17 protein-coding genes are annotated in these 21,954 nt (G+C 72.8%); 6 read left to right on the forward strand and 11 right to left on the reverse strand.

Annotation, left to right across the window (positions count from 1 at the left end; translation table 11 throughout):
* Nucleotides 1-125: 125 nt before the first annotated feature.
* Complete coding sequence (locus ABZZ17_RS01820) at nt 126-1,727, forward strand: M23 family metallopeptidase (protein ID WP_356870891.1); 1,602 nt, start codon at nt 126-128, stop codon at nt 1,725-1,727.
* Nucleotides 1,728-1,829: 102 nt separating this feature from the next.
* On the opposite strand, the gene pcrA is transcribed toward ABZZ17_RS01820, so the two are convergent.
* The gene (gene pcrA / locus ABZZ17_RS01825) at nt 1,830-4,361 is read right to left on the reverse strand and encodes a DNA helicase PcrA (RefSeq protein WP_356870893.1); all 2,532 of its coding nucleotides are present in this window, start codon (nt 4,359-4,361) and stop codon (nt 1,830-1,832) included.
* Between the two features lie 663 nt (nt 4,362-5,024).
* On the opposite strand from pcrA, the gene ABZZ17_RS01830 reads away from it, so the two are divergent.
* Nucleotides 5,025-5,381: a hypothetical protein gene (locus ABZZ17_RS01830; RefSeq protein WP_356870895.1), complete on the forward strand. Its 357-nt coding sequence runs from the start codon at nt 5,025-5,027 to the stop codon at nt 5,379-5,381.
* 108 nt (nt 5,382-5,489) lie between these two features.
* On the forward strand, nt 5,490-6,545 hold the full coding sequence (locus tag ABZZ17_RS01835) for an NlpC/P60 family protein (RefSeq protein WP_356870897.1): 1,056 nt from the start codon (nt 5,490-5,492) through the stop codon (nt 6,543-6,545).
* A gap of 12 nt (nt 6,546-6,557) precedes the next feature.
* Here ABZZ17_RS01835 and ABZZ17_RS01840 read toward each other — a convergent pair whose 3' ends face one another.
* From ABZZ17_RS01840 to ABZZ17_RS01850, 3 genes are all read right to left on the reverse strand, one after another.
* On the reverse strand, nt 6,558-7,670 hold the full coding sequence (locus ABZZ17_RS01840) for an alpha/beta hydrolase-fold protein (protein WP_356870899.1): 1,113 nt from the start codon (nt 7,668-7,670) through the stop codon (nt 6,558-6,560).
* A gap of 91 nt (nt 7,671-7,761) precedes the next feature.
* Entirely contained in the window at nt 7,762-8,451 is a 690-nt protein-coding gene (locus tag ABZZ17_RS01845) for a response regulator transcription factor (protein WP_356870901.1), read from the reverse strand.
* A complete protein-coding gene (locus tag ABZZ17_RS01850) occupies nt 8,448-9,743 on the reverse strand; it encodes a PspC domain-containing protein (protein WP_356870903.1) in 1,296 nt (431 codons plus the stop codon). The genes ABZZ17_RS01845 and ABZZ17_RS01850 overlap by 4 nt, the downstream gene beginning before the upstream one ends.
* Nucleotides 9,744-9,874: 131 nt before the next feature.
* Here ABZZ17_RS01850 and ABZZ17_RS01855 point away from each other — a divergent pair, with 131 nt between their 5' ends.
* Together ABZZ17_RS01855 and ABZZ17_RS01860 are read left to right on the forward strand one after the other, a co-directional pair.
* Entirely contained in the window at nt 9,875-11,164 is a 1,290-nt protein-coding gene (locus ABZZ17_RS01855) for a PspC domain-containing protein (RefSeq protein WP_356870905.1), read from the forward strand.
* Nucleotides 11,151-11,399 carry a hypothetical protein gene (locus ABZZ17_RS01860; RefSeq protein ID WP_356870907.1) on the forward strand — a complete coding sequence of 83 codons (249 nt, stop codon included), beginning with the start codon at nt 11,151-11,153 and terminating at the stop codon, nt 11,397-11,399. Before ABZZ17_RS01855 ends, ABZZ17_RS01860 begins: the two co-directional genes overlap by 14 nt.
* Here ABZZ17_RS01860 and ABZZ17_RS01865 read toward each other — a convergent pair.
* The 4 genes from ABZZ17_RS01865 to guaA form a co-directional block, all read right to left on the reverse strand.
* The gene (locus ABZZ17_RS01865) at nt 11,321-11,860 is read right to left on the reverse strand and encodes a DoxX family protein (RefSeq protein WP_356870909.1); all 540 of its coding nucleotides are present in this window, start codon (nt 11,858-11,860) and stop codon (nt 11,321-11,323) included. The two genes, ABZZ17_RS01860 and ABZZ17_RS01865, sit on opposite strands and share 79 nt — an antisense overlap.
* A 24-nt stretch (nt 11,861-11,884) precedes the next feature.
* Nucleotides 11,885-13,150, reverse strand: coding sequence for a hypothetical protein (locus ABZZ17_RS01870; RefSeq protein ID WP_356870911.1), 1,266 nt, complete (start codon nt 13,148-13,150; stop codon nt 11,885-11,887).
* A 102-nt stretch (nt 13,151-13,252) separates the two neighbouring features.
* Nucleotides 13,253-14,014: a class II aldolase/adducin family protein gene (locus ABZZ17_RS01875; protein WP_356870913.1), complete on the reverse strand. Its 762-nt coding sequence runs from the start codon at nt 14,012-14,014 to the stop codon at nt 13,253-13,255.
* Nucleotides 14,015-14,135: 121 nt separating this feature from the next.
* Nucleotides 14,136-15,728, reverse strand: a complete 1,593-nt coding sequence (guaA, locus tag ABZZ17_RS01880) for a glutamine-hydrolyzing GMP synthase (protein ID WP_356870915.1) — start codon at nt 15,726-15,728, stop codon at nt 14,136-14,138.
* 296 nt (nt 15,729-16,024) lie between these two features.
* On the opposite strand from guaA, the gene ABZZ17_RS01885 reads away from it, so the two are divergent.
* A complete protein-coding gene (locus ABZZ17_RS01885; RefSeq protein WP_356870917.1) occupies nt 16,025-16,288 on the forward strand; it encodes a chorismate mutase in 264 nt (87 codons plus the stop codon).
* A gap of 268 nt (nt 16,289-16,556) precedes the next feature.
* Here ABZZ17_RS01885 and ABZZ17_RS01890 read toward each other — a convergent pair whose 3' ends face one another.
* The 3 genes from ABZZ17_RS01890 to ABZZ17_RS01900 form a co-directional block, all read right to left on the reverse strand.
* Nucleotides 16,557-18,209 (reverse strand): hypothetical protein, encoded by a 1,653-nt coding sequence (locus tag ABZZ17_RS01890; protein ID WP_356870919.1) that lies wholly within the window; start codon nt 18,207-18,209, stop codon nt 16,557-16,559.
* 165 nt (nt 18,210-18,374) lie between these two features.
* Nucleotides 18,375-20,207, reverse strand: coding sequence for a GMC family oxidoreductase (locus ABZZ17_RS01895; RefSeq protein WP_356870921.1), 1,833 nt, complete (start codon nt 20,205-20,207; stop codon nt 18,375-18,377).
* A 30-nt stretch (nt 20,208-20,237) separates the two neighbouring features.
* The gene (locus tag ABZZ17_RS01900; RefSeq protein ID WP_356870923.1) at nt 20,238-21,869 is read right to left on the reverse strand and encodes a succinic semialdehyde dehydrogenase; all 1,632 of its coding nucleotides are present in this window, start codon (nt 21,867-21,869) and stop codon (nt 20,238-20,240) included.
* Nucleotides 21,870-21,954 lie beyond the last annotated feature (85 nt).

The following is a 21,954-nucleotide window of genomic DNA, read 5'->3' on the forward strand; positions in this document are numbered from 1 at the left end:
CGGAACCCGCCGAAGATTGTCGTCCCCAGTAACCGCCGGGTACAGTCACGCCACTGCTCTCCTCCGGTGAACCTTGAGTTCCCCGGCCACCCAGGCCCCCCACTGCCGAGGCGAAAGAGAAGTTGGTGAACGACCGCCCGACGTCGGGCCAGTACCCCGAGAACGGGTATGACGGCCTTTCCACCACCACTTTCGCTGGTGACCAGGCATACGTTTCCTACGAAACGCAGGGTCAGGGTTATCAATACGTCGCGGACTACGCGGCTGCCGGGACCTACGACGCCTATGGCGCCTACCAGTCGACCGGTTCGTACGACACCACCGCGTGGGCCGCTCCGGAGACCTACCTGCCGACCGTCCCGAGCCAGAACGTCCCCGACGACGGCACCGGCCAGTGGGACGCGAGCGCCTGGAGCACGTCCGGCTCCGGCTTCCAGCAGGCTCCCTTCGGCTACGACGCCGCCTCCTCGGAGCAGACGGGCCACTGGACCCTCCCCGGCTACGGCCAGGAGACCGGCACCTACGACGCCACCGCCTGGAACGGCAGCGGCGCCGAACCGCCCGCCGGTACCGCGGCCCACGCCTACTCGGGCGTCACCGCCGACGCGGGGGGCTACGGCTACGAGGCCACGACCGTCGTCCCGGTCGTCCCGGCATCGGACCACGCCGAGAACACCGGCAACATCGACAACGCCGATCCGTACGCGGCTCCGTACGGCGGGTCCTACGCCGACCCGTACGCCGACGCCGACGGCGGCCTCCACGCCGCCGAGACCGCCGTCTTCGAGACGGTGCCCCCGCCGGGCCCGAACGAGCCGGTGTTCATCGACGGCGTGCACGACCTCCCCACCCAGGCCATGCCGGTCACCCCGGGCGAGCCGCGCTCCGCGCGCCGGGCCGCCGCGAAGGGAGCCGGCAAGGCCGGGGCCAAGGGCGCCGCCAGGACGAACACCGCCAAGACGGGTGCCGCCGCCGGCGGCAGCAACCGCCGCCGCACCCCGGCCAAGCGGTCCGCCCTGCTGACCGTCGCCGTGCCGTCCGCCTGTGTGATGGGGGTCGCCGGAGTGGCCGCCGCCTCGGTCGGCGGACTCACCGGGGGCGCCGAGAAGCCCGCCGAGGAAACCACCACGATGGCGGCGCCCGATCCCGCCTCGGTGAAGCCGGTCGCGGCGAACAACAAGCTCGACACGCAGCTGGCCGCGCTCAGCGCCGACGCCGGTGACTTCGCGGACCGCGCGAGCCGCACCCAGGAACGCATCGACCTCCGCCAGCGCCAGGAGGAGGAGAAGAAGAAGCGGGCCGAGGAGGCCGCGGCCAAGGAAGCGGCCCGCCCCAAGTTCGCGGTCCCCGTCGCGCAGCACGGCCTCAGTGCCAGCTTCGGGCAGGCGGGCGGCATGTGGATGTCCGTGCACACGGGCATCGACTTCCCGGTCTCCTACGGAACCCCGGTCATGGCCGCCACCGACGGCACCGTGCGCACCCAGTGGAACAGCGCCTACGGGAACATGGCCATAGTGACCTCGCCCGACGGCACCGAGACCTGGTACTGCCACCTCGGCAGCACCAAGATCCGGTCCGGCAAGGTCAAGGCCGGCGAGGTCATCGCCTACTCGGGCAACTCCGGCAACTCCACCGGCCCGCACCTCCACTTCGAGGTCCGGCCGGGCGGCGGGTCCGCGATCGACCCGCTGGCGTGGCTGCGCAGCCACGGCCTGGACCCGAGGTAACCGACACCCTCCGCAGGGGGCGCCGCTCCCCGGGACCCACTTCTGCGGGACCCACTTCTGCGGGACCCGCATCGGCGGGACCCGCGTCAGCGGGACCTTCGGCTAGAGCTTCTGCACCGGTGCGTAGCGCAGCAGCAGCCGCTTCGGCTTGTCGTCACCGAAATCGATGGTGGCCTGCGCGTCCGCGCCGGCTCCTCTGACCTCCATGACCGTGCCCAGGCCGAACTGGTCGTGCGTGACCCGGTCTCCGACGGCCAGCGCGATGACGGGCTTGTCGGCGGCGCGGCGCGTGGCGAACCCCGACGGGCCCCCCTTCGTACGGGACGAGGACAGGAACGCCTCGGGCGAGGTCCCGAAGGTCGCCTTGCCGGAGTTCGAACCGGAGGACCCGTACCCGGAGCCGCGCATCGGCCCGGCCGGCTTCTGGGTGGCTCCCGTCCGCTTCCACTGGAGGTATTCGGCGGGGATCTCCTCCAGGAACCGCGACGGCGGGTTGTACGAGGGGGTGCCCCAGGCGCTGCGCATGCCGGAGCGGGTCAGGTACAGCCGTTCGCGGGCGCGGGTGATGCCGACGTAGGCGAGGCGGCGCTCCTCCTCCAGTTCCTTGGTCTGGCCCAGCGCGCGCATGTGCGGGAAGACCCCGTCCTCCATGCCGGTGAGGAAGACGACCGGGAATTCGAGGCCCTTGGCGGTGTGCAGGGTCATGAGCGTGATGACGCCGCTGCCGTCCTCGTCCTCGTCGGGGATCTGGTCGGAGTCCGCGACGAGCGCGACCTGCTCCAGGAACTCGGCGAGGGTGCCCGGACCCGCGGTGGCGGTGGCGGTGGCGGTGTCTTCGCCGGCCGGGGCGGCGGCTTCGCCGCGCGCCTGCTCGAATTCGAGGGCGACGGCCGCCAGTTCCTGGAGGTTCTCGATGCGGGTCTCGTCCTGCGGGTCGGTGGAGGCCTGGAGTTCGGCGAGGTACCCGGTGCGTTCCAGTACGGCCTCCAGCACCACGGCCGGGCCGGCGCCCGAGTCGACGATGGTGCGGAGTTCCTCCATCAGCACGTTGAACCGCTTGACGGCGTTGGTGGAGCGGGCGGCCATGCCGAAGGCCTCGTCGACGCGCTTCAGCGCCTGCGGGAAGGTGATCTTCTCGCGCATCGCGAGGGCGTCGATCATCGCTTCGGCCCGCTCGCCGATGCCGCGCTTGGGCACGTTGAGGATCCGGCGGAGCGGGACGTTGTCCTCGGGGTTCGCCAGGACGCGCAGGTAGGCCAGGACGTCCCGGACCTCCTTGCGCTCGTAGAAGCGGACGCCGCCGACGACCTTGTAGGGCAGTCCGACACGGATGAAGATCTCCTCGAACACGCGCGACTGGGCGTTGGTCCGGTAGAAGATCGCGACGTCGCCGGCCTTGGCGTCACCGGCGTCGGTGAGGCGGTCGATCTCGTCGGCGACGAACTGGGCCTCGTCGTGTTCGGTGTCGGCGACGTAGCCGGTGATCACGGCGCCGGTGCCGGCCTGGGTCCACAGGTTCTTGGCGCGGCGGTTCTCGTTGCGCTCGATGACCGCGTTGGCGGCGGACAGGATCGTCTGGGTGGAGCGGTAGTTCTGCTCCAGCAGGATCGTCGTCGCGTCCGCGTAGTCCTCCTCGAACTGGAGGATGTTGCGGATGGTCGCGCCGCGGAAGGCGTAGATCGACTGGTCGGCGTCACCCACCACGCACAGTTCGGCGGGCGGCAGGTCCGGGTAGCCGGTGCCGACCAGCTCGCGCACGAGCGTGTACTGGGCGTGGTTGGTGTCCTGGTACTCGTCGACCAGGACGTGGCGGAACCGGCGGCGGTAGTGCTCGGCGACCTCGGGGAACGCCTGGAGCAGGTGGACCGTGGTCATGATGATGTCGTCGAAGTCGAGGGCGTTGGCCTCGCGCAGCCGGCCCTGGTACATCGCGTACGCCTGGGCGAGGGTCTTCTCGAAGCCGTCGGCGGCCTGCCCGGCGAAGGCGTCCTCGTCGATCAGCTCGTTCTTCAGGTTCGAGATCTTGGCGTTGAAGGACTTGGGCGGGAACTTCTTCGGGTCCAGGTCCAGGTCGCGGCAGACGAGCGCCATGAGGCGCTTGGAGTCGGCGGCGTCGTAGATCGAGAACGACGAGGTGAAGCCGAGGCGCTTGGACTCGCGGCGCAGGATGCGGACGCAGGCGCTGTGGAAGGTGGACACCCACATGGCGTTCGCGCGCGGTCCGACGAGGCCTTCGACGCGTTCCTTCATCTCGCCGGCGGCCTTGTTGGTGAAGGTGATCGCCAGGATCTGGCCGGGGTGGACGTTCCGCGCGGACAGCAGGTGGCCGATGCGGTGGGTGAGCACCCGGGTCTTGCCGGAACCGGCGCCCGCCACGATGAGCAGGGGCGATCCCGCGTGCACCACGGCGGCGGCCTGCTCCTCGTTCAGTCCTTCGAGGAGCGTCGCCGGGTCGATGACGGGCTTGGGCGCGCCGTCCCGGTAGTACGCGTCGCCGCTCATGGGTACGTCGAAGCGGCCTCCGAAGAGGTCGTCGGCGTCCGGCTCCGGGGCCGCGTGCTCCTCGGGTGGCGGCGGGACCTCGTCGGAGGGGGTGAGGTCCGCCAGGAAACTGTCGTCAAAGAGGCTACTCATCGCCTTCCGAGTCTAGGGGGCGGGACTGACAGCCGGTCCCGTCCCACGGAATCCGGCGGGATTCCGGGGTCCCGGCACGCCGGGGTGGGGCCCTGGTGCGGGGCGTCGCCGGGGACAGCTGTCCTGCAGGTACAGCGGTCCGGTGGGGTGGCGGCCTTCGTCCGGCGGCCGGCGGTTCACCGGCGGGCGGGGCGGGTCAGGGCGGGGCGGTACGAGTGGGGCGGAGCGTGGCGGTGGCCCGCCGCGTCAGCCGGCGTTCACGATCCTGGTGGCGGGAACCGCGGAGGCGGTGGGGGCGACGGCGGTGATGCCGAGGGTGAGGGCGAGAACCGCGGCGGCCCGAACGAGTCCAGTGCGCATGACGAAGGTGTCCTTCCGGTACGAGGTGAGGTGCTGGGCGTTCCTCCCCGTCGCCTGCCGTACGTCCCGCGGTGACGTCTCTTCGGCTTCGAGGTGGTGTCCGCGGGGTTTCCCCCGGTGACGTGCACCAGCTTCGCCTGTCGGCGGAGGCCGCGGAAGGGTGGCCGGCGGGACCGAAGCGGCCACGGCCAGTTCCGTCCCGCAGCCCTGTTCCCCCGGCCGCCGAGGCCCCCATCGGGGGCCCTCCGCCGGCGTCGAGGTCCCCCGTCGGGAGGCGGGAGGGCACCCCGTACGCTCGACCGCATGGACGTACTCATCGATGTCTTCGTCGGCCTGCACATCATCGGGATCGCCTCGCTGCTGGGCGGCTTCCTGACCCAGATGAAGGCGATGAGCGCCGGCACGGCCCGCTTCGTGCCCGCGATGCTGCACGGCGCGCTGACCATGCTCGTGACGGGCGTCCTGCTCGTCGGCTTCCGCGAGATGGGCGACGGCCCCGCGCTGAACAACGTCAAGATCGGCGTGAAGCTCGCGGTCCTGTTCGTGATCCTGGCCCTCGTCTACGTCAAGCGCGACGACGAGCACGTCGACAAGCGCCTCTTCGCGACGGTCGGCGGACTGACCATGGTCAACATCTTTATCGCCGTCCTCTGGCACTGACCGGTCAAGCACGGTCGGAGACGGCCACTTCGGACCATCTCGTCATCGTCCCGTGACCTTCGGGTCTAGCGTCCTCCCCCAAGACCGACGGAAGGACGTGAGGCCCCCGTGGCCAGTCATCGAAAGCCCAGGCAGCGCCCGTTCAGCGGCGGCACCGTACGGACCGCCGCCACGCTCGCCCTCGCGGGCGCTGCCACCACCACCGCCTTCGAAGGCACTTCCCACGCCGACCCCACGCCGACCCCCGCCCAGGTCAAGGCGGACGTCGACCGGCTGTACGAGGAGGCCGAGGCCGCGACCGAGCGGTACAACGGGGCGAAGGAGCAGGCCGACGAGGCCGAGCGGGCGCTGACCGGCCTGCGCGAGGAGTCCGCCCGCCGCGCGGACCGGCTGAACACCGCCCGCACCTCGCTCGGATCGCTCGCCGCCACCCAGTACCGCAGCGGCGGCCTGGGTCCCGCCCTCCAGCTGGCCATGGCCACCGATCCGCAGGACTACCTCGACCGGGCCTCGCTCCTGACCCGGGCCGGCGAGCGCACCGCCGCCCACGTGTCCTCGGTGCGCCGCGGTCTCGACGACGTGGGCAGGCTGCGCGACCAAGCCGCCGGACGGCTCGCGGACCTGCGCGCCCGGCAGGGCGAGATCGCCCGGCACAAGGCCACCGCCGAGGCCAAGCTCAGCACCGCGAAGGGCCTGCTGGCCCGGCTCACCGCCGAGGAGCGGGCCGCGTACGAGGCACGGACCGGGACCGGGACCGCCCACGCCGATACCCCCCGTACGCCCGGTACTCCCCCGCCCCCGGCGCCCGCCGACGGCTCCCGCGCGGCCCGGGCCGTGGCCTTCGCATACGGGGCGATCGGCAAGCCGTACGTCTGGGGCGCGACGGGGCCGGGCTCCTTCGACTGCTCCGGTCTGACGCAGGCGGCGTGGCGTGCGGCCGGGGTGTCCCTGCCCCGCACCACCTACACGCAGATCAACGCCGGGCAGCGCGTGTCGCGCGGCCAACTGGCCCCCGGTGACCTGGTCTTCTTCTACTCCGGGGTCACGCACGTCGGCATGTACGTCGGCAACGGCCAGATGATCCACGCCCCGCGCCCCGGTTCCACGGTCCGGCTCGCCCCGGTCGACTCCATGCCCTGGGCGGGCGCCTCCCGCCCCGCATGAACACGGCCGCGGCTACGGCGCCTTGACGGTCCTGCTCAGCCAGTCGAAGGTCTGCGGGAGCTGCTTCGACCAGGAGTCGAGGTTGTGGCCGCCGGTCACCTTCTCCGCGTGGACCACGGTCGGGTTCTTCGCGATGCCCTTGAGGTCCGTACCGGACAGGTAGCCGTCGTGCTCGGCGCCCGACATCCACAGGGACACGGGCGGCGGGGTGGGCGCGGAGCCCAGCAGGTGCTTCAGGTTGTGGGTGCGGCGCAGTTCCGGGTCCTGGGCGACCAGCGAGGAGGGTTCCTGGCCGGGGTCGTTGTAGCCGGACAGCGAGACGGCCGCGCCGTAGCGGTCGGGGTGGAGGATCGCCAGCTTGGCGGCGCAGTACGCGCCGGCGGAGTACCCGGCCACGCCCCAGGTGCGGGCCTCGTCCGAGGTCCGGAAGTTGTCGGTGACCATCTTGCGGACGTCGACGCTGAACCAGCTGTCGGCGTTGACCTTGCCGGGGAGGTTGGCGCAGCCGGTGTCGGCGTTGCCGAGGAGCATCGCGCGCGGCGAGACGAGGATGAACGGCTGGACCTTGCCGCTCTTCATGAGCGGTTCGAGGACCTCGTGGGCCTTGAGCCCCTGGAACCAGGACTTGCCCGTCCCGGGGATGCCGGGGATCAGTTCGACCACCGGGAACTTCTTGTCCTTGAAGGCGGGGTCGTCGTACTGCGGCGGCAGCCACACCATGACGTCGCCCTTGACGCCGGAGATCTTCCCGTCGAGCTCGGTCTTCTGCACGCGTCCGCCGAGGCCGTCGACGGGTTCGAACTTCTGCCGGACCTTGGGCTCTTCGCGGACCTGTTCGGCCTTCTTCCCGCCGAGCCCGTCGGGGCCGAGGTCGGGGGCGGCGGTGACGTAGGAGCCGGTGCCGAGGAGGTCGCTCCAGGAGGTGTAGAAGTTCATCTCCCGGTTCACCGCGACGAACACCAGCACCACGGCCGTGACCTGGGCGAAGACCACCATCAGGGCGCGGGTGGCGACGCGTGCGGCGGCGGGGCCGCGCACCTTGCTCCACACGGCCAGCGGCAGGACGACGGCGATCGCGGTCAGGGCGACCGCGACCGCGAAGAAGGGGGTCCCCGTCAGGCTCATCACGCCCCCCAAGAGGGCGGACCGCCGTCCCCCGGTTGCGCCGCCCGCCTGCGGTGTGGATCACATCGCGGGCGGGCGGCGCGGCGGTGCGTCAGACCAGGCGGCGGGCCGTGGCCCAGCGGGTCAGCTCGTGGCGGTTGGACAGCTGGAGCTTGCGCAGGACCGCCGAGACGTGCGATTCGACGGTCTTCACCGAGATGAACAGCTGCTTGGCGATCTCCTTGTACGCGTAGCCGCGGGCGATCAGCCGGAGCACCTCGCGCTCGCGCTGGGTGAGCCGGTCCATGTCCTCGTCCACGGGCGGCGCGTCCGTCGACGCGAAGGCGTCCAGGACGAAGCCGGCCAGCCGGGGCGAGAACACCGCATCGCCGTCCTGCACCCGGAACACCGAGTCCACCAGGTCGGTGCCGGTGATCGTCTTGGTGACGTACCCGCGGGCGCCGCCCCGGATGACGCCGATGACGTCCTCGGCCGCGTCCGACACCGACAGGGCCAGGAACCGCACCGGGTTCTCGGCCGCCGCCATCAGCGGAGCGCAGCGCCGCAGCACCTCGACGCCGCCGCCGCCGGGCAGGTGCACGTCCAGGAGCACCACCTCGGGGCGGGTGGCCGTGATGACCGTGACGGCCTGGTCGACGTCGGCGGCCTCGCCGACGACCTCGACGCCGGTGCGCGCGGTCTCCCCGATCTCGGCCTGTACGCCGGTGCGGAACATCCGGTGGTCGTCGACGAGCACCACCCGGACCCGCCTGGTCTCCGTCACCGCGTTGTCCTCGGTCATGCCGCCCTCTCCATCTCCAGCTCGACTTCCGTGCCGCCGTCGGGCGCGGACCGCAGCCGTGCGGTCCCGCCGTTGCGCTGCATCCGGCCGATGATCGATTCTCGTACGCCCATCCGGTCGTCCGGTACGGCGTCGATGTCGAAGCCCGGTCCGCGGTCGCGTACGGACACGAAGACCGTGTTGCCCTCGACCTCCGCGTAGACCTGTACCGGGCCCCCCTCGCCACCGTACTTGGCCGCGTTGACCATTGCCTCGCGCGCGGCCTGGATCTGTGCGGCCAGCTTCTCGTCGAGGGGGCAGTCGCCGACGACGACGACCTCGATGGGGACGCCGTGGTGGTCCTCCACCTCGGCGGCGGTCTTCTTCACGGCCTCCGCGAGGGTGGCGGGCTCCTCGGCCTCGTCCTTGCCGGTGCCCTCGGGCTTGTACAGCCAGTTCCGCAGTTCGCGTTCCTGGGCGCGGGCGAGGCGGCGGACCTCGCCGACATCCTCGGCGTTGCGCTGGATCAGGGTCAGGGTGTGCAGCACGGAGTCGTGTACGTGGGCGGCGACCTCGGCGCGTTCCTGGGCGCGGATGCGCATCAGGCGTTCCTCGGAGAGGTCCTGGGTCATCCGGATCAGCCAGGGTCCGGCGAGCAGGGCGACGCCGACGAGGACGGCGAGGGTGGCGGTGAGGACGTTGCCGAGCTGGGCGGCGGAGCCCCGTACGACGATGAAGACGGTCAGGCCGACGCCGACGAGGGCGACGCCCGCGAGGGCCCGGACGGCCTGGAAGAGGCGTCCGGGCCGGCCGGCGGCGGCGGCGCTCCAGTGGGCGCGGCGGGCGTTGTCGGCCTGGCGCCAGACGAGGACGACGCCGGCTCCGACGAGCAGGGTCGGCCAGATGTAGCGGCCGTTCGCGCCGCCGACGCGGAGCTGGGAGAAGAAGATTCCCGCGCCGACGGCGAGGGCGATCAGCCCGGAGATCTGCCCCTTGCCGGGCTTGCGCAGCCGGCGGGAGCCGTCGGGGAGGGTCTCGAAGAAGGAGTGGTGTCCGGTGCGGCCGCCCACGCCGAGCGGTACGAACACCCAGAACGCCGCGTAGAGCAGCACCCCCAGCCCGTCTCCGAACATGAACATGCCGAGGAAGGCGAGCCGGACCCAGAGCACGGGCAGCCCGAGGTGCCCGGCGAGGCCGCGCGCGACGCCGCCGAGCATCCGGCCGTCGGCGCTGCGGTAAAGGCGGCGCTGCGGGGTCGCGGGATCGGCGGGGTCCGGTGCGTGGGGGGTGCGGGTGGCGGCTGCTGCGGGCATGTCACCGATGGTCACACGTGCGCGGGACGCGCGGCATCAGGGCATCCCCCCAGTTCTGCCCGGGGGATATCAGGGTTGCGCCAGGGTCGGGCCCGGTGCCGCGGGGCTCCGCGGGCCGTCACCATGGAGCCATGACCGAAGTACACGACGCCCCGCCCGCGGATGCCGGGGCCCCCGCCGCGGCCCCACGGCCTCCCCTGCGCCGCAGCAAGCGCGACAAGGTCCTCGCGGGCGTGTGCGGCGGCCTCGGCCGGTACTTCGACCTGGATCCGCTGGTGTTCCGGATCGTGCTCGGCGTGCTCGCCGTCACCGGCGGCGTCGGCCTGATCTTCTACGGGTTCGCCTGGCTGCTGCTGCCCCAGGAGGGCGAGGAGGACAGCGAGGGCAAACGGCTGCTGACCGGCCGCGTCGAGGGCGCCACGCTGGCGGCGGTGTTCAGCGCGCTGGTGGGCTGCGCCCTGTTCCTGTCGATGATCGACAACGGGGTGATGGGGGTCTTCTCGGTCCTGGTCATCCTGGCGCTCGGCGGGGCCTCGTACTGGTCCCAGCGGCACCGGCACACCTACGCCCCCGAGGCCGAGGCGCCGGCGGCGCACCGGCCGGCGCCGCCGGAGACGCAGGCCCCGCCCGTGCCCGGCAGCCCGTCCTGGTGGCGGGACCCGCTGGTGAAGGACGGTACGACCGGTCCGGTCGGCGCGACCGGCTACCTGTGGGGGCCCGACGACACCCCGGCGCCGTCCAAGGGGAAGGCGCGGAAGGAGCCGCGAACGGGCACCCCGGCGGCGGGGCGCGGCGGCGTCGGCGGCCGGGTGTTCGTCCTGGCCCTGCTGGCCGGGGGCATCGGCACCGCCGCGGTGTGGGAGGGCAGCGCCCTCGGGCACGCCCTCCAGGTGGGGCTCGCCTGCGCCCTCACCGTCTTCGGGCTGGGCCTCGCCGTCAGCTCCGTCAAGGGCCGCACCGGCTTCGGCACGGTCCTGCTGGCACTGATCACCGCGGGCCTGCTCGCGGCGGCCACCGCCCTGCCCCGGGAGATCGGCACCGACTGGCGGGAGGTCGCCTGGCGGCCGGCCGCGGTGGCCGACGTACGGCCGTCGTACGCGACGGGCACCGGCCTGGCCACGCTCGACCTGAGCCGGCTGGACGTGCCGAAGGGCACCACCGTGTCCGTCCGCGCGTCCGTCGAGGCAGGACGGCTGAAGGTGGTCCTCCCCCGGGAGGTCACCGCGAAGGCCGTCGTCACGGTCCGGGTCGGCGACATCCAGTTCCCCGGGGACACCGGTGAGGACGTACGGATCAGGAGCGGCGGCGAGACCCGCGGGGCGACGCTGCAACCCTCCCCCGGCACCGAGGCCGGGGGGACGATCGAGCTGCGCCTGAGCGCGGCCGTGGGACAGGTGGAGGTGACCCGTGCGGCGTCATGACTTCCAGCCGGGACGGCTGCTGGCCGGGCTGGTCCTGATCACGGCGGGGGTGCTCTACCTCCTCGACGCGGCCGGCGAGGCCGACGTGCCGTGGTTCCTGGTGGTGCCGATGGCCTTCGGCGGGCTGTCGCTCGCCGCGCTCGTCGGCATGATGACCTACGCGGTGCGCCGGGACCGGCGCCACCGGCTCGCCGAACCGGGAGAGCGCCGCAGGAGGGCGTCCAGCGACAGGTAGGGCGCCCCGGCGAGGACCAGCGGGAGCCAGGCGATCAGGTAGACGAGGTCGTTGCCGTAGTAGTACGGGGTGACCGCCCAGGAGACCGTGAGCCACAGGCTGAGCGCGATCAGCGCCCCGCCGGCGGCCGCGACCCGGGTCAGCAGTCCGGCCAGGGTGGCGAGGCCCACCAGGAGTTCGCCGACGGCCAGCACCACGGCGAAGCCGACGGGTGCCTTCAGGGCCAGGTCGACCAGGGCGGGGATCGCGGAGGTGTCGCGCACTCCGCGCATCAGGTCGCCGATGGAACCGTCGCCGGTGGCGGACAGGAACGCGGAGTCGGTCAGCTTGTCCAGACCCGCGTAGACGAAGGTCACGCCGAGGAAGATCCGCAGGGGGAGGAGTGCGTACTGCGCGGCGCGGTCCCGAAGACCGGACGGAGTACCGGACGGAGTAACGGAAAGGACGTCAGTTCGGGTCACGTCCCATGCATACCCCGTCCCCGTTCACTCCGCCACGTCGATGCTGTAGCGGTTCGATTCCACTCCTGCCGCCGTGACCACCTGGACGTCGGTGCGCCCCGGTTCCACTTCGGCGGGGACCGGCACCGTCAGCACCGCGTCCGACGGGTTGGTGAAACCGCCCGCCACCGGCACGAGCGGCACGTGGACGTGCACCGCCCCGATCCGTACGACCAGCCGGGCCAGCATCTCGGGGGTCTGCGCCCCGGGCGGCACGAAGCCCACGCCGCGGATCTCGATGTCGTCCCCGGGGCGGACGGCGGCGTCCAGGTCCCCGGGTTCCCGTCTGCGCACCACCGACAGCACGAGCGGGCGGCTGCCCTCGGCGTACTTCGCGGCCAGGTAGACGACCGCCGACAGGGCGACGAGCAGGGCGAGCGACCACGGCAGCCGGGGCAGCCGGTCGGGGAAGCGGGCCAGCGTGACGGCCGCGTACGCCAGCACGACCGTGGAGACCAGGACGTACTGGGCGTCCGGGAAGCTGCCCCGGCCGGCGTCGTCGGTCAGCAGGTCGGCGCCCGCGGGCCGGTCCGCCGGGAGCTTCTGAAGCCGCTGGTTCATGATCCGTACGGTGACCACCCGGCGCACCAGCACCGCGACACCGGAGGTCAGTCCGAGGACGGCCAGCAGCGGCAGCGCCCGGCCGAGCGCCAGCCCGGCGTAGAGGGCGTCCCGTTCGGGGCCGGGTGCGGAGGCGGCGAGCCGCAGCGCGGGCAGCAGCGCGGCGAACGCCGTCAGCACCAGCCAGGCGGCCGGGACGGCCTTGGAGGTGGACAGCCGGTTGTCCTCGCCGACCAGCGGGGCCAGCAGTCCGCCGCGCAGCGACTGGGCGCGGGCGGCGACGGTGAGCAGCCCGGCCAGGGCGATGACGGCCAGCAGCCCGGCGGTGCGGGCGGTGGACCAGCCGGTGCCGAGCGCGGTGCCGACCTGGACCACCAGCAGCACCCCGGCGGCGATCCACAGCCCGAGGACGGCCCGCCGGGAGAGCAGGTACAGCCAGGAGTGCCCGGCCTCGCGGCCGCGGTCGGCGGCCGTGCGGGCGGACAGGGTCAGTTCGTCGGAAACCCACTGGCGGGAGGCGCCGAGGGAGTGGGCCACGGCGGCCGGCACCCCCTGGCCGGCGGCGAACTCGTCGCGCTTCTCCAGGAAGGCGGCCACCGCCCGGCGGTGTCCCTCCCGTGCGCCGTGCGGGCAGTCGTCGCAGGTGCAGGCGCCGCCGTGGGTACTTCGGGGGATCTCTTGGACAGCCACGTGCGTGCCGCCTCTCTGAACTCCGGTGCAATGCCAGCGAATTGTGCACCACTGCGGCAGTGCTCCGGATTGCGCACGATGTCAGAGCAGGTGATTGTCCGTTCATGATGTTGACGCCACCGTCTGCCACAGCGGCTGGAAGCTCACCCACGCCGCCAGATCGCCGCCGAACCGCTCGTGCGTGGCCACCGCGTCGCGGTGCTCGATCGGTACCGGTTTCCCGGCCGCCCGGGCGATCAGCTGGACCTGCGCCGCCCGCTCGGCCGCGACGAACCACCACGCGGCGGCGTCCACCGAGGTGCCGACCGTCAGCAGCCCGTGGTGGCGCAGGATCAGAGCCTTGTACGGGCCGAGCGCGCGGGCGATCCGCCCTGCGTCGTCGGCTCCCGCGTATTCGTCGAGGAGGGCGTGGTCCCCGTAGAAGGCACAGGCCTCGTGCGTGACGGGGGCGAGCAGCTCACCGAGGCAGGCCAGCGCGCGGCCGTACGGGGCCTGCGTACGGACGACCGCCACCGCCTCGGGGCGGGCCCGGTGCACGGCCGCGTGCACGGCGAAGGCCATCTGGTTGACCCGGCGTTCCCCGTGGACGACCCGCCCGTCCCCGTCGACCAGCAGCAGGTCCCGGGGGCCGATGCCGGCGAAGGCCCGGCCGAAGGGGTTGACCCAGTAGCAGTCCTCGAACTCCGGGTCGCGCGCCGTGACGTGCCCGGCGACCCCGTCCTCGTACCCGAGGCTCGCGAACAGCCGCAGCGCCCCGGCGAGCCGCTCCTTGCGGTGGGCGCGCTCCGCGGCCGGGTCCTCGTGGACGGGCGGCATCTCGAACCGCAGCCGGTCCACGGGTACGGGCTCGGGCTGATCCGGCATGACCCCTCCTTCGCTCGCCGCGCAAGGTACCGGCGGCCCCGCCAAGTGGCCATACACGCGGCGGAGCCGCCGCTCCCGGGAAGGGGGCGGCGGCTCCGTCAGGTGGTGCGGGCGGGGAGTCCTACTCCCACTCGATGGTGCCCGGGGGCTTGCTCGTGCAGTCCAGGACCACGCGGTTCACGTCCGGCACCTCGTTGGTGATCCGGGTGGAGATCTTCGCGAGGACCTCGTACGGCATGCGCGTCCAGTCCGCGGTCATCGCGTCCTCGGAGGAGACGGGGCGCAGCACGATGGGGTGGCCGTAGGTGCGGCCGTCGCCCTGGACGCCGACGCTGCGGACGTCCGCGAGCAGGACGACCGGGCACTGCCAGATCTCCCGGTCGAGGCCGGCGGCGGTGAGCTCGTGGCGGGCGATGGCGTCGGCCTCGCGCAGCAGGTCCAGGCGCTCCTTGGTGACCTCGCCGACGATGCGGATACCGAGGCCGGGGCCGGGGAACGGCTGGCGCTGGACGATCTCGTCGGGCAGGCCGAGCTCCTGGCCGACCATCCGGACCTCGTCCTTGAACAGCTGGCGCAGCGGCTCGACGAGCTCGAACTCGATGTCGTCGGGGAGACCGCCGACGTTGTGGTGGGACTTGATGTTCGCGGTGCCGGTGCCGCCGCCGGACTCGACGACGTCCGGGTACAGGGTGCCCTGGACGAGGAAGGCGACCGCGGGGCCGTCCTCCTGGAGGATCTCCAGCTGCGCCTGCTCGAACACGCGGATGAACTCGCGGCCGATGATCTTGCGCTTGGTCTCCGGGTCGGAGACGCCGGCCAGCGCGTTCAGGAAGCGCTCCTGGGCGTCGACGACCTTCAGCTGCACGCCGGTCGCGGCGACGAAGTCCTTCTCGACCTGCTCGGTCTCGCCCTTGCGCATCAGGCCGTGGTCGACGTAGACGCAGGTGAGCTGCGAGCCGATGGCCTTCTGGACGAGGGCCGCGGCGACCGCGGAGTCCACGCCGCCGGAGAGGCCGCAGATGGCGCGCTTGTCGCCGACCTGCTCGCGGATGGCCGCGATCTGCTCCTCGACGATGTTGCCGGTCGTCCAGGTGGGGGCCAGACCGGCGCCGCGGTAGAGGAAGTGCTCCAGGATCTGCTGGCCGTGCGTGGAGTGCATGACCTCGGGGTGGTACTGGACCCCGTACAGCTTCTTCTCGTCGTTCTCGAAGGCCGCGACCGGGACGACGTTCGTCGACGCGGTGACGGAGAAGCCCTCGGGGGCGGCGGAGCAGGCGTCGCCGTGGGACATCCACACCGACTGGTTCTCGGGGGTGCCCTCGAAGAGGGTCGAGCCGGCCTTGGAGACGGCCAGCGGAGTGCGGCCGTACTCGCGCGCGCCGGTGTTGTCGACGGTGCCGCCGAGGGTCGTCGCCATCAGCTGGAAGCCGTAGCACATGCCGAAGACGGGGACGCCGGCCTCGAACAGGGCACGGGCGTCGTCCAGGCGCGGGGCACCCTCCTCGTACACGGAGGACGGGCCGCCGGAGAGGATGATCGCCTTGGGGTCCTTGGCGAGCATCTCGGCCACGGGCATCGTGCTGGGCACGATCTCGCTGTAGACCCGGGCCTCGCGGACGCGGCGGGCGATGAGCTGGGCGTACTGGGCGCCGAAGTCGACGACGAGAACCGTGTCCGGGGCGCTGTCGTGGGCGGCGGAGGGTGCTTCTGGCACGGGGCGGCCTTCCGGCGGAAGAGGTGGCTGTTTTGTCGATTCTAACGGGGGCGGTAGGGCCCTCTTCGTCTCACCATCCGAACCGGCTTGGCCGGGAGGGGAACGGAAGGTAATAATCCCCTCCATGCGCAAGCAGCTGAGCTTCCTCTTTACCTATGGCACCGGCCGGTCCGGTCGCCATGGGTCATCGTGATGCTCGCTTGAGCCGCTGACTTCCCAGAGCGCCCCGGTCCGACAGGACCGGGGCGCTCTGGCGTTTCTGCTCCTGTCGGTCCCACCACCCACAGGAGGACGACATGACCACGATCACCACCACCCCCGAGCAGCTGATCGCCGACTCCCGCGTCCGCATCGACGCCATCGACGACCGGATCATCGGCCTGATCCAGGAGCGGATGGCCGTCTCGACCGTCATCCAGGAGGCACGGATCGGCTCCGGGGGCCGCCGGGTGCACCTGTCGCGCGAGATGGAGGTGCTGTCGCACTGGAGCGACGCCCTCGGCAAGCCCGGTACGGCGCTCGCGATGACCCTGCTGGAGCTGTGCCGGGGCCGGGTCTGAACCCGCGGGCGCCCGTTCGTCACCCGTCCGGGCCGTGACCGGCCCCGCGGCCCTTCGTTGGTGTGGATGTCCGTGCCAGCCAGGCGCGGGTCCGCAACACCACGCGTGGCTCCGCGGGAGCGATGAGACGTGACGCCCGACGGCGTGCGTCGTGGGACCTCGCTCCCTCGCGTGACCGGACGGCAGGGGACAGCAGCCCGGTCACCCCGTGAAGGACGGCCGGCCCGGGGGACGCCCCGGGCCGGCCGTTCTCGTACGCGCCCCTCCCCTACGCGCGCCCCGCGCGGCGGCGCTGGAAGACCACGTACAGCGCGCCGCCCGCCGCGACGAGCGCGGCCCCGCCGAAACCGAGCAGGCCGGCCGTGCTGCCGGTGGGGGCGAGCGGGCCGCCGCCGTCCGTACCCGGCGCCGCCGCGGTCGCCGCCCCCGTGCCCGGCGTGCCCGCCGGGGTCTCGGAGTCCTCCGGTCCGGGGGCGGCGGCCGGGGAGCCCGGGGCCGTGGTGGCGGCGGAGCCCGTCGCGTTCCCCAGGAACAGTGCGGCGTCGTTGGCCCGGTACGGGTCGGAGGGGTGCCGCCGGGGTTCGCCCCGGGGGCCGGGCGCTCCCACGACGAGGGCGCCCTGCGCGTTGCGCACCGCCTTCTCGACCTTCAGCTCGAAGACGAACTCGATCCGCTCGGCCTCCCGCACCGAGGGTCCGGTGGTGCACAGGTAGCGGGCCAGGCCGCGCGAGCCGACCGCCCGGCAGCCGGCGGGAGCCCTGGTGACCTTCAGGCCCGGGGGCACGCGGACGTCGACGACGGCCGCCGGGGCCTCGGAGCGGGGGTCGAACAGCCAGGCCGGCCCGTGGTTGCGCAGTACGACCGCGGCCCTGACCCGGGCCCCGGCCGCGCCCCTCACGGACAGGGGCTCGACGCCGAGGTCCGTGGTGTTCGGCACGGCGAAGGCGAACTCGCGCCGGCCGGCCCGGGGGGCCGTGGCGGGTGGTGCCGGGCGCAGTGCGGCCGGGGCCGGCCTGCTGACGGCGGTCAGCTTCCGGCCCGCTACGGCCGGCCGGTCCGTGCCGGACCGGTCCGGGCCCGGCGGCGCGGGGGCCGGGGCGATGCCGTAGCCGAGCAGTTCGGTGCGGGCGTGCGCGGCCGCCCGCAGGTGGAGCGGGCTGTCCGCGGCCAGCTCGTAGGTCCCGCCCGCCTCGAAGTCGCCCTCGACGGCGCACCGGGCCGTGGTCGAGGTCGGGCCGGTGCGGTAGGAGCAGTTGTCGTACCGTTCCGTCAGTTCGAGGCCGCGGGTGGTGGTGAGTTCCAGGACCACGCCCCGCGCCGGCTGCGTGCCCCGGTTCGCGAAGGCGAGCGGCAGCGGCTGGCTCTCGCCCGGCTTCGGGTCGTGCTTGAGCCGCATCTCCTCCACGACCAGCTCGGGTCCGCCGACCGTGATCCGGGTGACGGCCGGCGCGATGGTGACGCCCGCCGCCCTCCCGGTGACCGTGACCGTGCCGGTCGCGCCCCTCGCGCCGCCCGGCTCGGCGGTGACGTCGAGGTCGATGCCCGTACTCGTGCCCGGTGCCGGCTCCCGCACGGTGCAGACGAGCGTGGTGCCCACCGCCGTGCACGTCCGCACGGGTGCGCCGCCGCCCTCCCGGACGCTCGCCACCCCGGCGATCCCGCTCAGGTCGACGGTGAAGGTGACGTCACCGCCCCCGAAGCCCTCCGCCCCGGCCGCCCCGAGCCCCTGGACCGCGTCCGGCAGGGCCACGCGGAAGGCCAGCGGCGTCGGCACCGGGTCCCCCGTCGCCGGGTGCGGCGGGAGGGAGAGCGCGGCCGGGCCGGTCAGCGGGAGAACGGTTTCCGCGGCGTGGGCGGAGGGGACGACCGACCCTGCGGCGACCAGGCCGCACACGGCCAGCAGGGCGATGCGCTGTCTCATGCACCCTTGACCGCCGGACCGCCTTCACAGTTGCGTACTTCACCATGTGACCGACACCACAGCCCCGGAGCGAGGATTCCGGTACAACCTTCTCCGGCGACCGCCTGTCACTCATGTACTGCGGTGAGTACCGCGCTCGGAGGGGGAGCGCGGTACTCACCGTCGTCATTCCCCGGGTTCCGATTGCCTGCGCGGCACGTCCGGGACCGCCAGGAAGGGCAGCCGCAGTGCCCCGAAGGCCTCCTTCGGCACCGTCGGCCGGTTCGGCTCCACCGCCGCCAGCCGTACGTACGCCTGCGACTGCGCGGGCCGCTGGTCCGGTTCCCCCTTGTTGGGCCAGTACGACATCGCCCGCTCGGCCTGCGCCGTGATCGTCAGCGACGGGTTGACCCCGAGGTTCGCGGAGACCGCCGAGCCGTCGACGACCGAGATGCCCGGGTGCCCGTAGAGCCGGTGGTACGGGTCGACGACGCCCTCCCGCGGCGAGGCGCCGATGGGGCAGCCGCCGAGGAAGTGCGCGGTCAGCGGGGTCCCCATCAGTTCGCCGACGTTGCTCCCCGCGAAGCCGTTGATCTCCTCGGCCAGCAGGGTCGCGGCCCGCGTCGCCTCCTCGATCTGCACCGGGTTGGGGGCTCCGTGGCCCTGCCGGGCGGTGAGCAGGCCCTTGCCGATGCCGCCGGGCTTGCGGTACGTCGTCAGGGAGTTGTCCAGCGACTGCATGACGAGGCCGATGATCGTGCGCTCCGACCACTTGCGGTTGGACAGCGACCGCAGCAGCTGGAGGGGGTGCCGGGCCGTGCGGCCGAACCAGGCCCGTACCCGGTGCCGGCCGTACGGCACCTGGAGGACGGTCATGAAGCCCATGGCGTTGGAGCCCTTGCCGTAGCGGACGGGCTCGATGTGGGTGTCGGCGTCGGGGTGCACGGACGAGGTGATCGCCACGCCCCGGGTGAAGTCCGCGCGGCGGTCGGCCCCGTGGCGCCTGCGGTAGCGGCGGTCGTCGGTCTGGGCGCCGACCAGGCCTTCGGAGTTGGTCCGGGTCAGCTCGCCGAGCCGCTCCGAGAGCCGGGGCAGCTCGCCCCGGTCCTTCATGGTGTGCAGGAGGGTCTGGGTGCCGTACGTGCCCGCCGCGACGACCACGTACCGGGCGCGGAGCACCTTGGCCCGGCCGCTGCGGCGGTGGTCGGTGGGGACGGTGCGGACCCGGTGGCCGCCGTCCGGGTGCTCGGAGAGCGCGGTGACGGTGGTCATGGGGTGGATGACGGCGCCCGCGCGCTCGGCGAGGTGCAGGTAGTTCTCGTTCAGGGTGTTCTTCGCCCCGTGCCGGCAGCCCGTCATGCACTCGCCGCACTCGGTGCAGGCCCTGCGCGCGGGCCCGGCGCCGCCGAAGTACGGGTCGGGTGCCTCCTCGCCGGCCCTGACCCTGCGCTCTCCCCCGGCGTCCTCGCCGTCGCCGAAGAAGACGCCGACCGGGGCCATGTGGAAGGTGTCGGCGACCCCCATCTTCTCGGCGGCGGCCCTGAGGTGGACGTCGGAGGGGGTCAGCGTCGGGTTGAGCCGCACGCCGAGCATCCGCTTGGCCTGGTCGTAGTAGGGGGCCAGCTCCTCCTGCCAGTCGGTGATGGACGCCCACTGCCGGTCCTCGAAGAAGGCCGCGGGCGGCACGTAGAGGGTGTTGGCGTAGTTGAGGGAGCCGCCGCCCACTCCGGCACCCGCGAGCACCATCACGTTGCCGAGCAGGTGGATGCGCTGGATCCCGTACAGCCCGAGGGCCGGTGCCCACAGGTAGTTGCGCAGGTCCCAGCTGTTGCGGGGCAGGCTCTCGCGGGTGAAGCGGCGTCCTGCCTCCAGGACGCCGACCCGGTAGCCCTTCTCGGTGAGCCGCAGTGCCGAGACGGCACCGCCGAAGCCCGATCCGATGACGATGACGTCGTAGTCGTAACCGTCGTCCTCGTGTGCGTCGTGTGCGTCGTGTCCGCCGTCGTTCTCGTACGACACTGCCGTGCCTCCCAGTCGTTCGCGCCGGCTTCAGCGGAGTCGGAGTGCCTTGAGGACCTTGAGGCTGCGGGTCATGAACTGCGCGTACTGGGCGTCGTCCATGCCCAGCGAGGGGGCCATGGGGAGCAGCCGCTGATGGGCGACGGTCTGCGCCTCGGTGTACTTGAGGATGCCCTCGGAGCCGTGGCGGCGGCCGAGGCCGGAGTCCTTCATGCCGCCCATGGGCGACTGGGCGCTGCCGTACGCGGGGGCGTAGCCGTCGTTGATGTTGACGGTGCCGGTGCGCAGGCGGGCGGCGACGGAGTGGCCGCGGCGGGCGTCCTTGGTCCAGACGCTGGAGTTGAGGCCGTAGGCGGTGGCGTTGGCCTGGGCGACGGCCTCGTCCTCGTCGCTGAAGCGGTAGACCGAGACGACCGGGCCGAAGGTCTCCTCGCCGCAGACGGCCATCGGGGCTTCGACGCCGTCCAGGATGGTGGGTTCGTAGAAGAGGGGGCCGATGTCGGGGCGGGCGACGCCGCCGGCGACGAGGGTGGCGCCCTTGGCGACGGCCTCGTCCACGTGGCGCCGTACGGTCTCCAGCTGACGCTCGCCGACCAGCGAGCCCATGTCCGCCCCGTAGGCGAGGGCGCTGCCGAGCCGCATGGCCTTGGTGCGGGCGGCGAAGCGCTCCAGGAACGCGTCGGCGACGGAGTCGTGGACGTAGAGCCGCTCGATGGAGATGCACAGCTGTCCGGCGGAGGAGAAGCAGGCGCGGACGGCGCCGGCGGCGGCCTTCTCGACGTCGGCGTCGGCGAGGACGAGCATGGCGTTCTTGCCGCCGAGTTCGAGGCTGACCCCGACGAGGCGGGCGGCGGCGCCCTGTGCGACCTCGCGGCCGGTGCGGGTGGAGCCGGTGAAGGAGACGTAGTCGGCGTGCCGGACGATCTCGGGGCCGACGACGGGGCCTTCACCGAGGACGACCTGGAAGACCTCGGCGGGCAGTCCGGCCTCGATGAGCAGGTCACGGGCCCACAGGGCGGTGAGAGCGGTCTCGGTGTCGGGCTTCATGACGACGGCGTTGCCGGAGACGAAGGCGGGCAGCGCGTCGCCGACGGAGAGTTCGAGGGGGTAGTTCCAGGGGGCGATCTGGCCGACGACGCCGCGCGGCTGGCGCAGCTCGGTCACCTTGGTCAGGGTCGGCATGGCGCCGGTGTGGCCCTTGGGGCGCAGGTAGGCGGGCGCCTTGCGGCCGTAGTGGCGGGCGGCGACGGCGACGGCCTGGACCTCTTCGTGGGCGTGCAGCCGGGCCTTGCCGGTCTCCAGCTGGATGAGGTCGAGGACCTCGGCCTGCCGGTCGAGTACCAGGTCGTGGAAGCGCAGCAGCACGGCCGCGCGCCGCCGTACGGGGACGGCGGCCCAGGCGCCCTGGGCGGCGCGGGCCTTCGCGAAGGCCTCCGCCACGTCCTCGGGGGTGGCTTCGGGCAGGTCCGCCAGCTTGTCCCCGGTGAAGGGGGTGTGGTTGGCGGTCCGGCCGGAGCCGATCACTCCGCGGGTCAGCCGGCTGACCAGGTCGGGGGTCACCACGTCGGCGGCCGTACGGACGCCTGCCGGGGCCGGGGCGACCGGGTTGGTGGGCTGGGGTGCGGCGCGGAGGGGGGCGGCGGGGGCCTGCGAGTCCGTCATGGCGGTGAGCGTATTCCGCCGCGGGGCCTTTGGGTACCCGTGGGTAACCGGATTTTGCCAAGTCTGCCAGTGATTGCTGGCGCAT

The sequence above is a fragment of the Streptomyces sp. NPDC006512 genome, from assembly GCF_040611935.1.
Classification (GTDB): Bacteria; Actinomycetota; Actinomycetes; order Streptomycetales; family Streptomycetaceae; genus Streptomyces.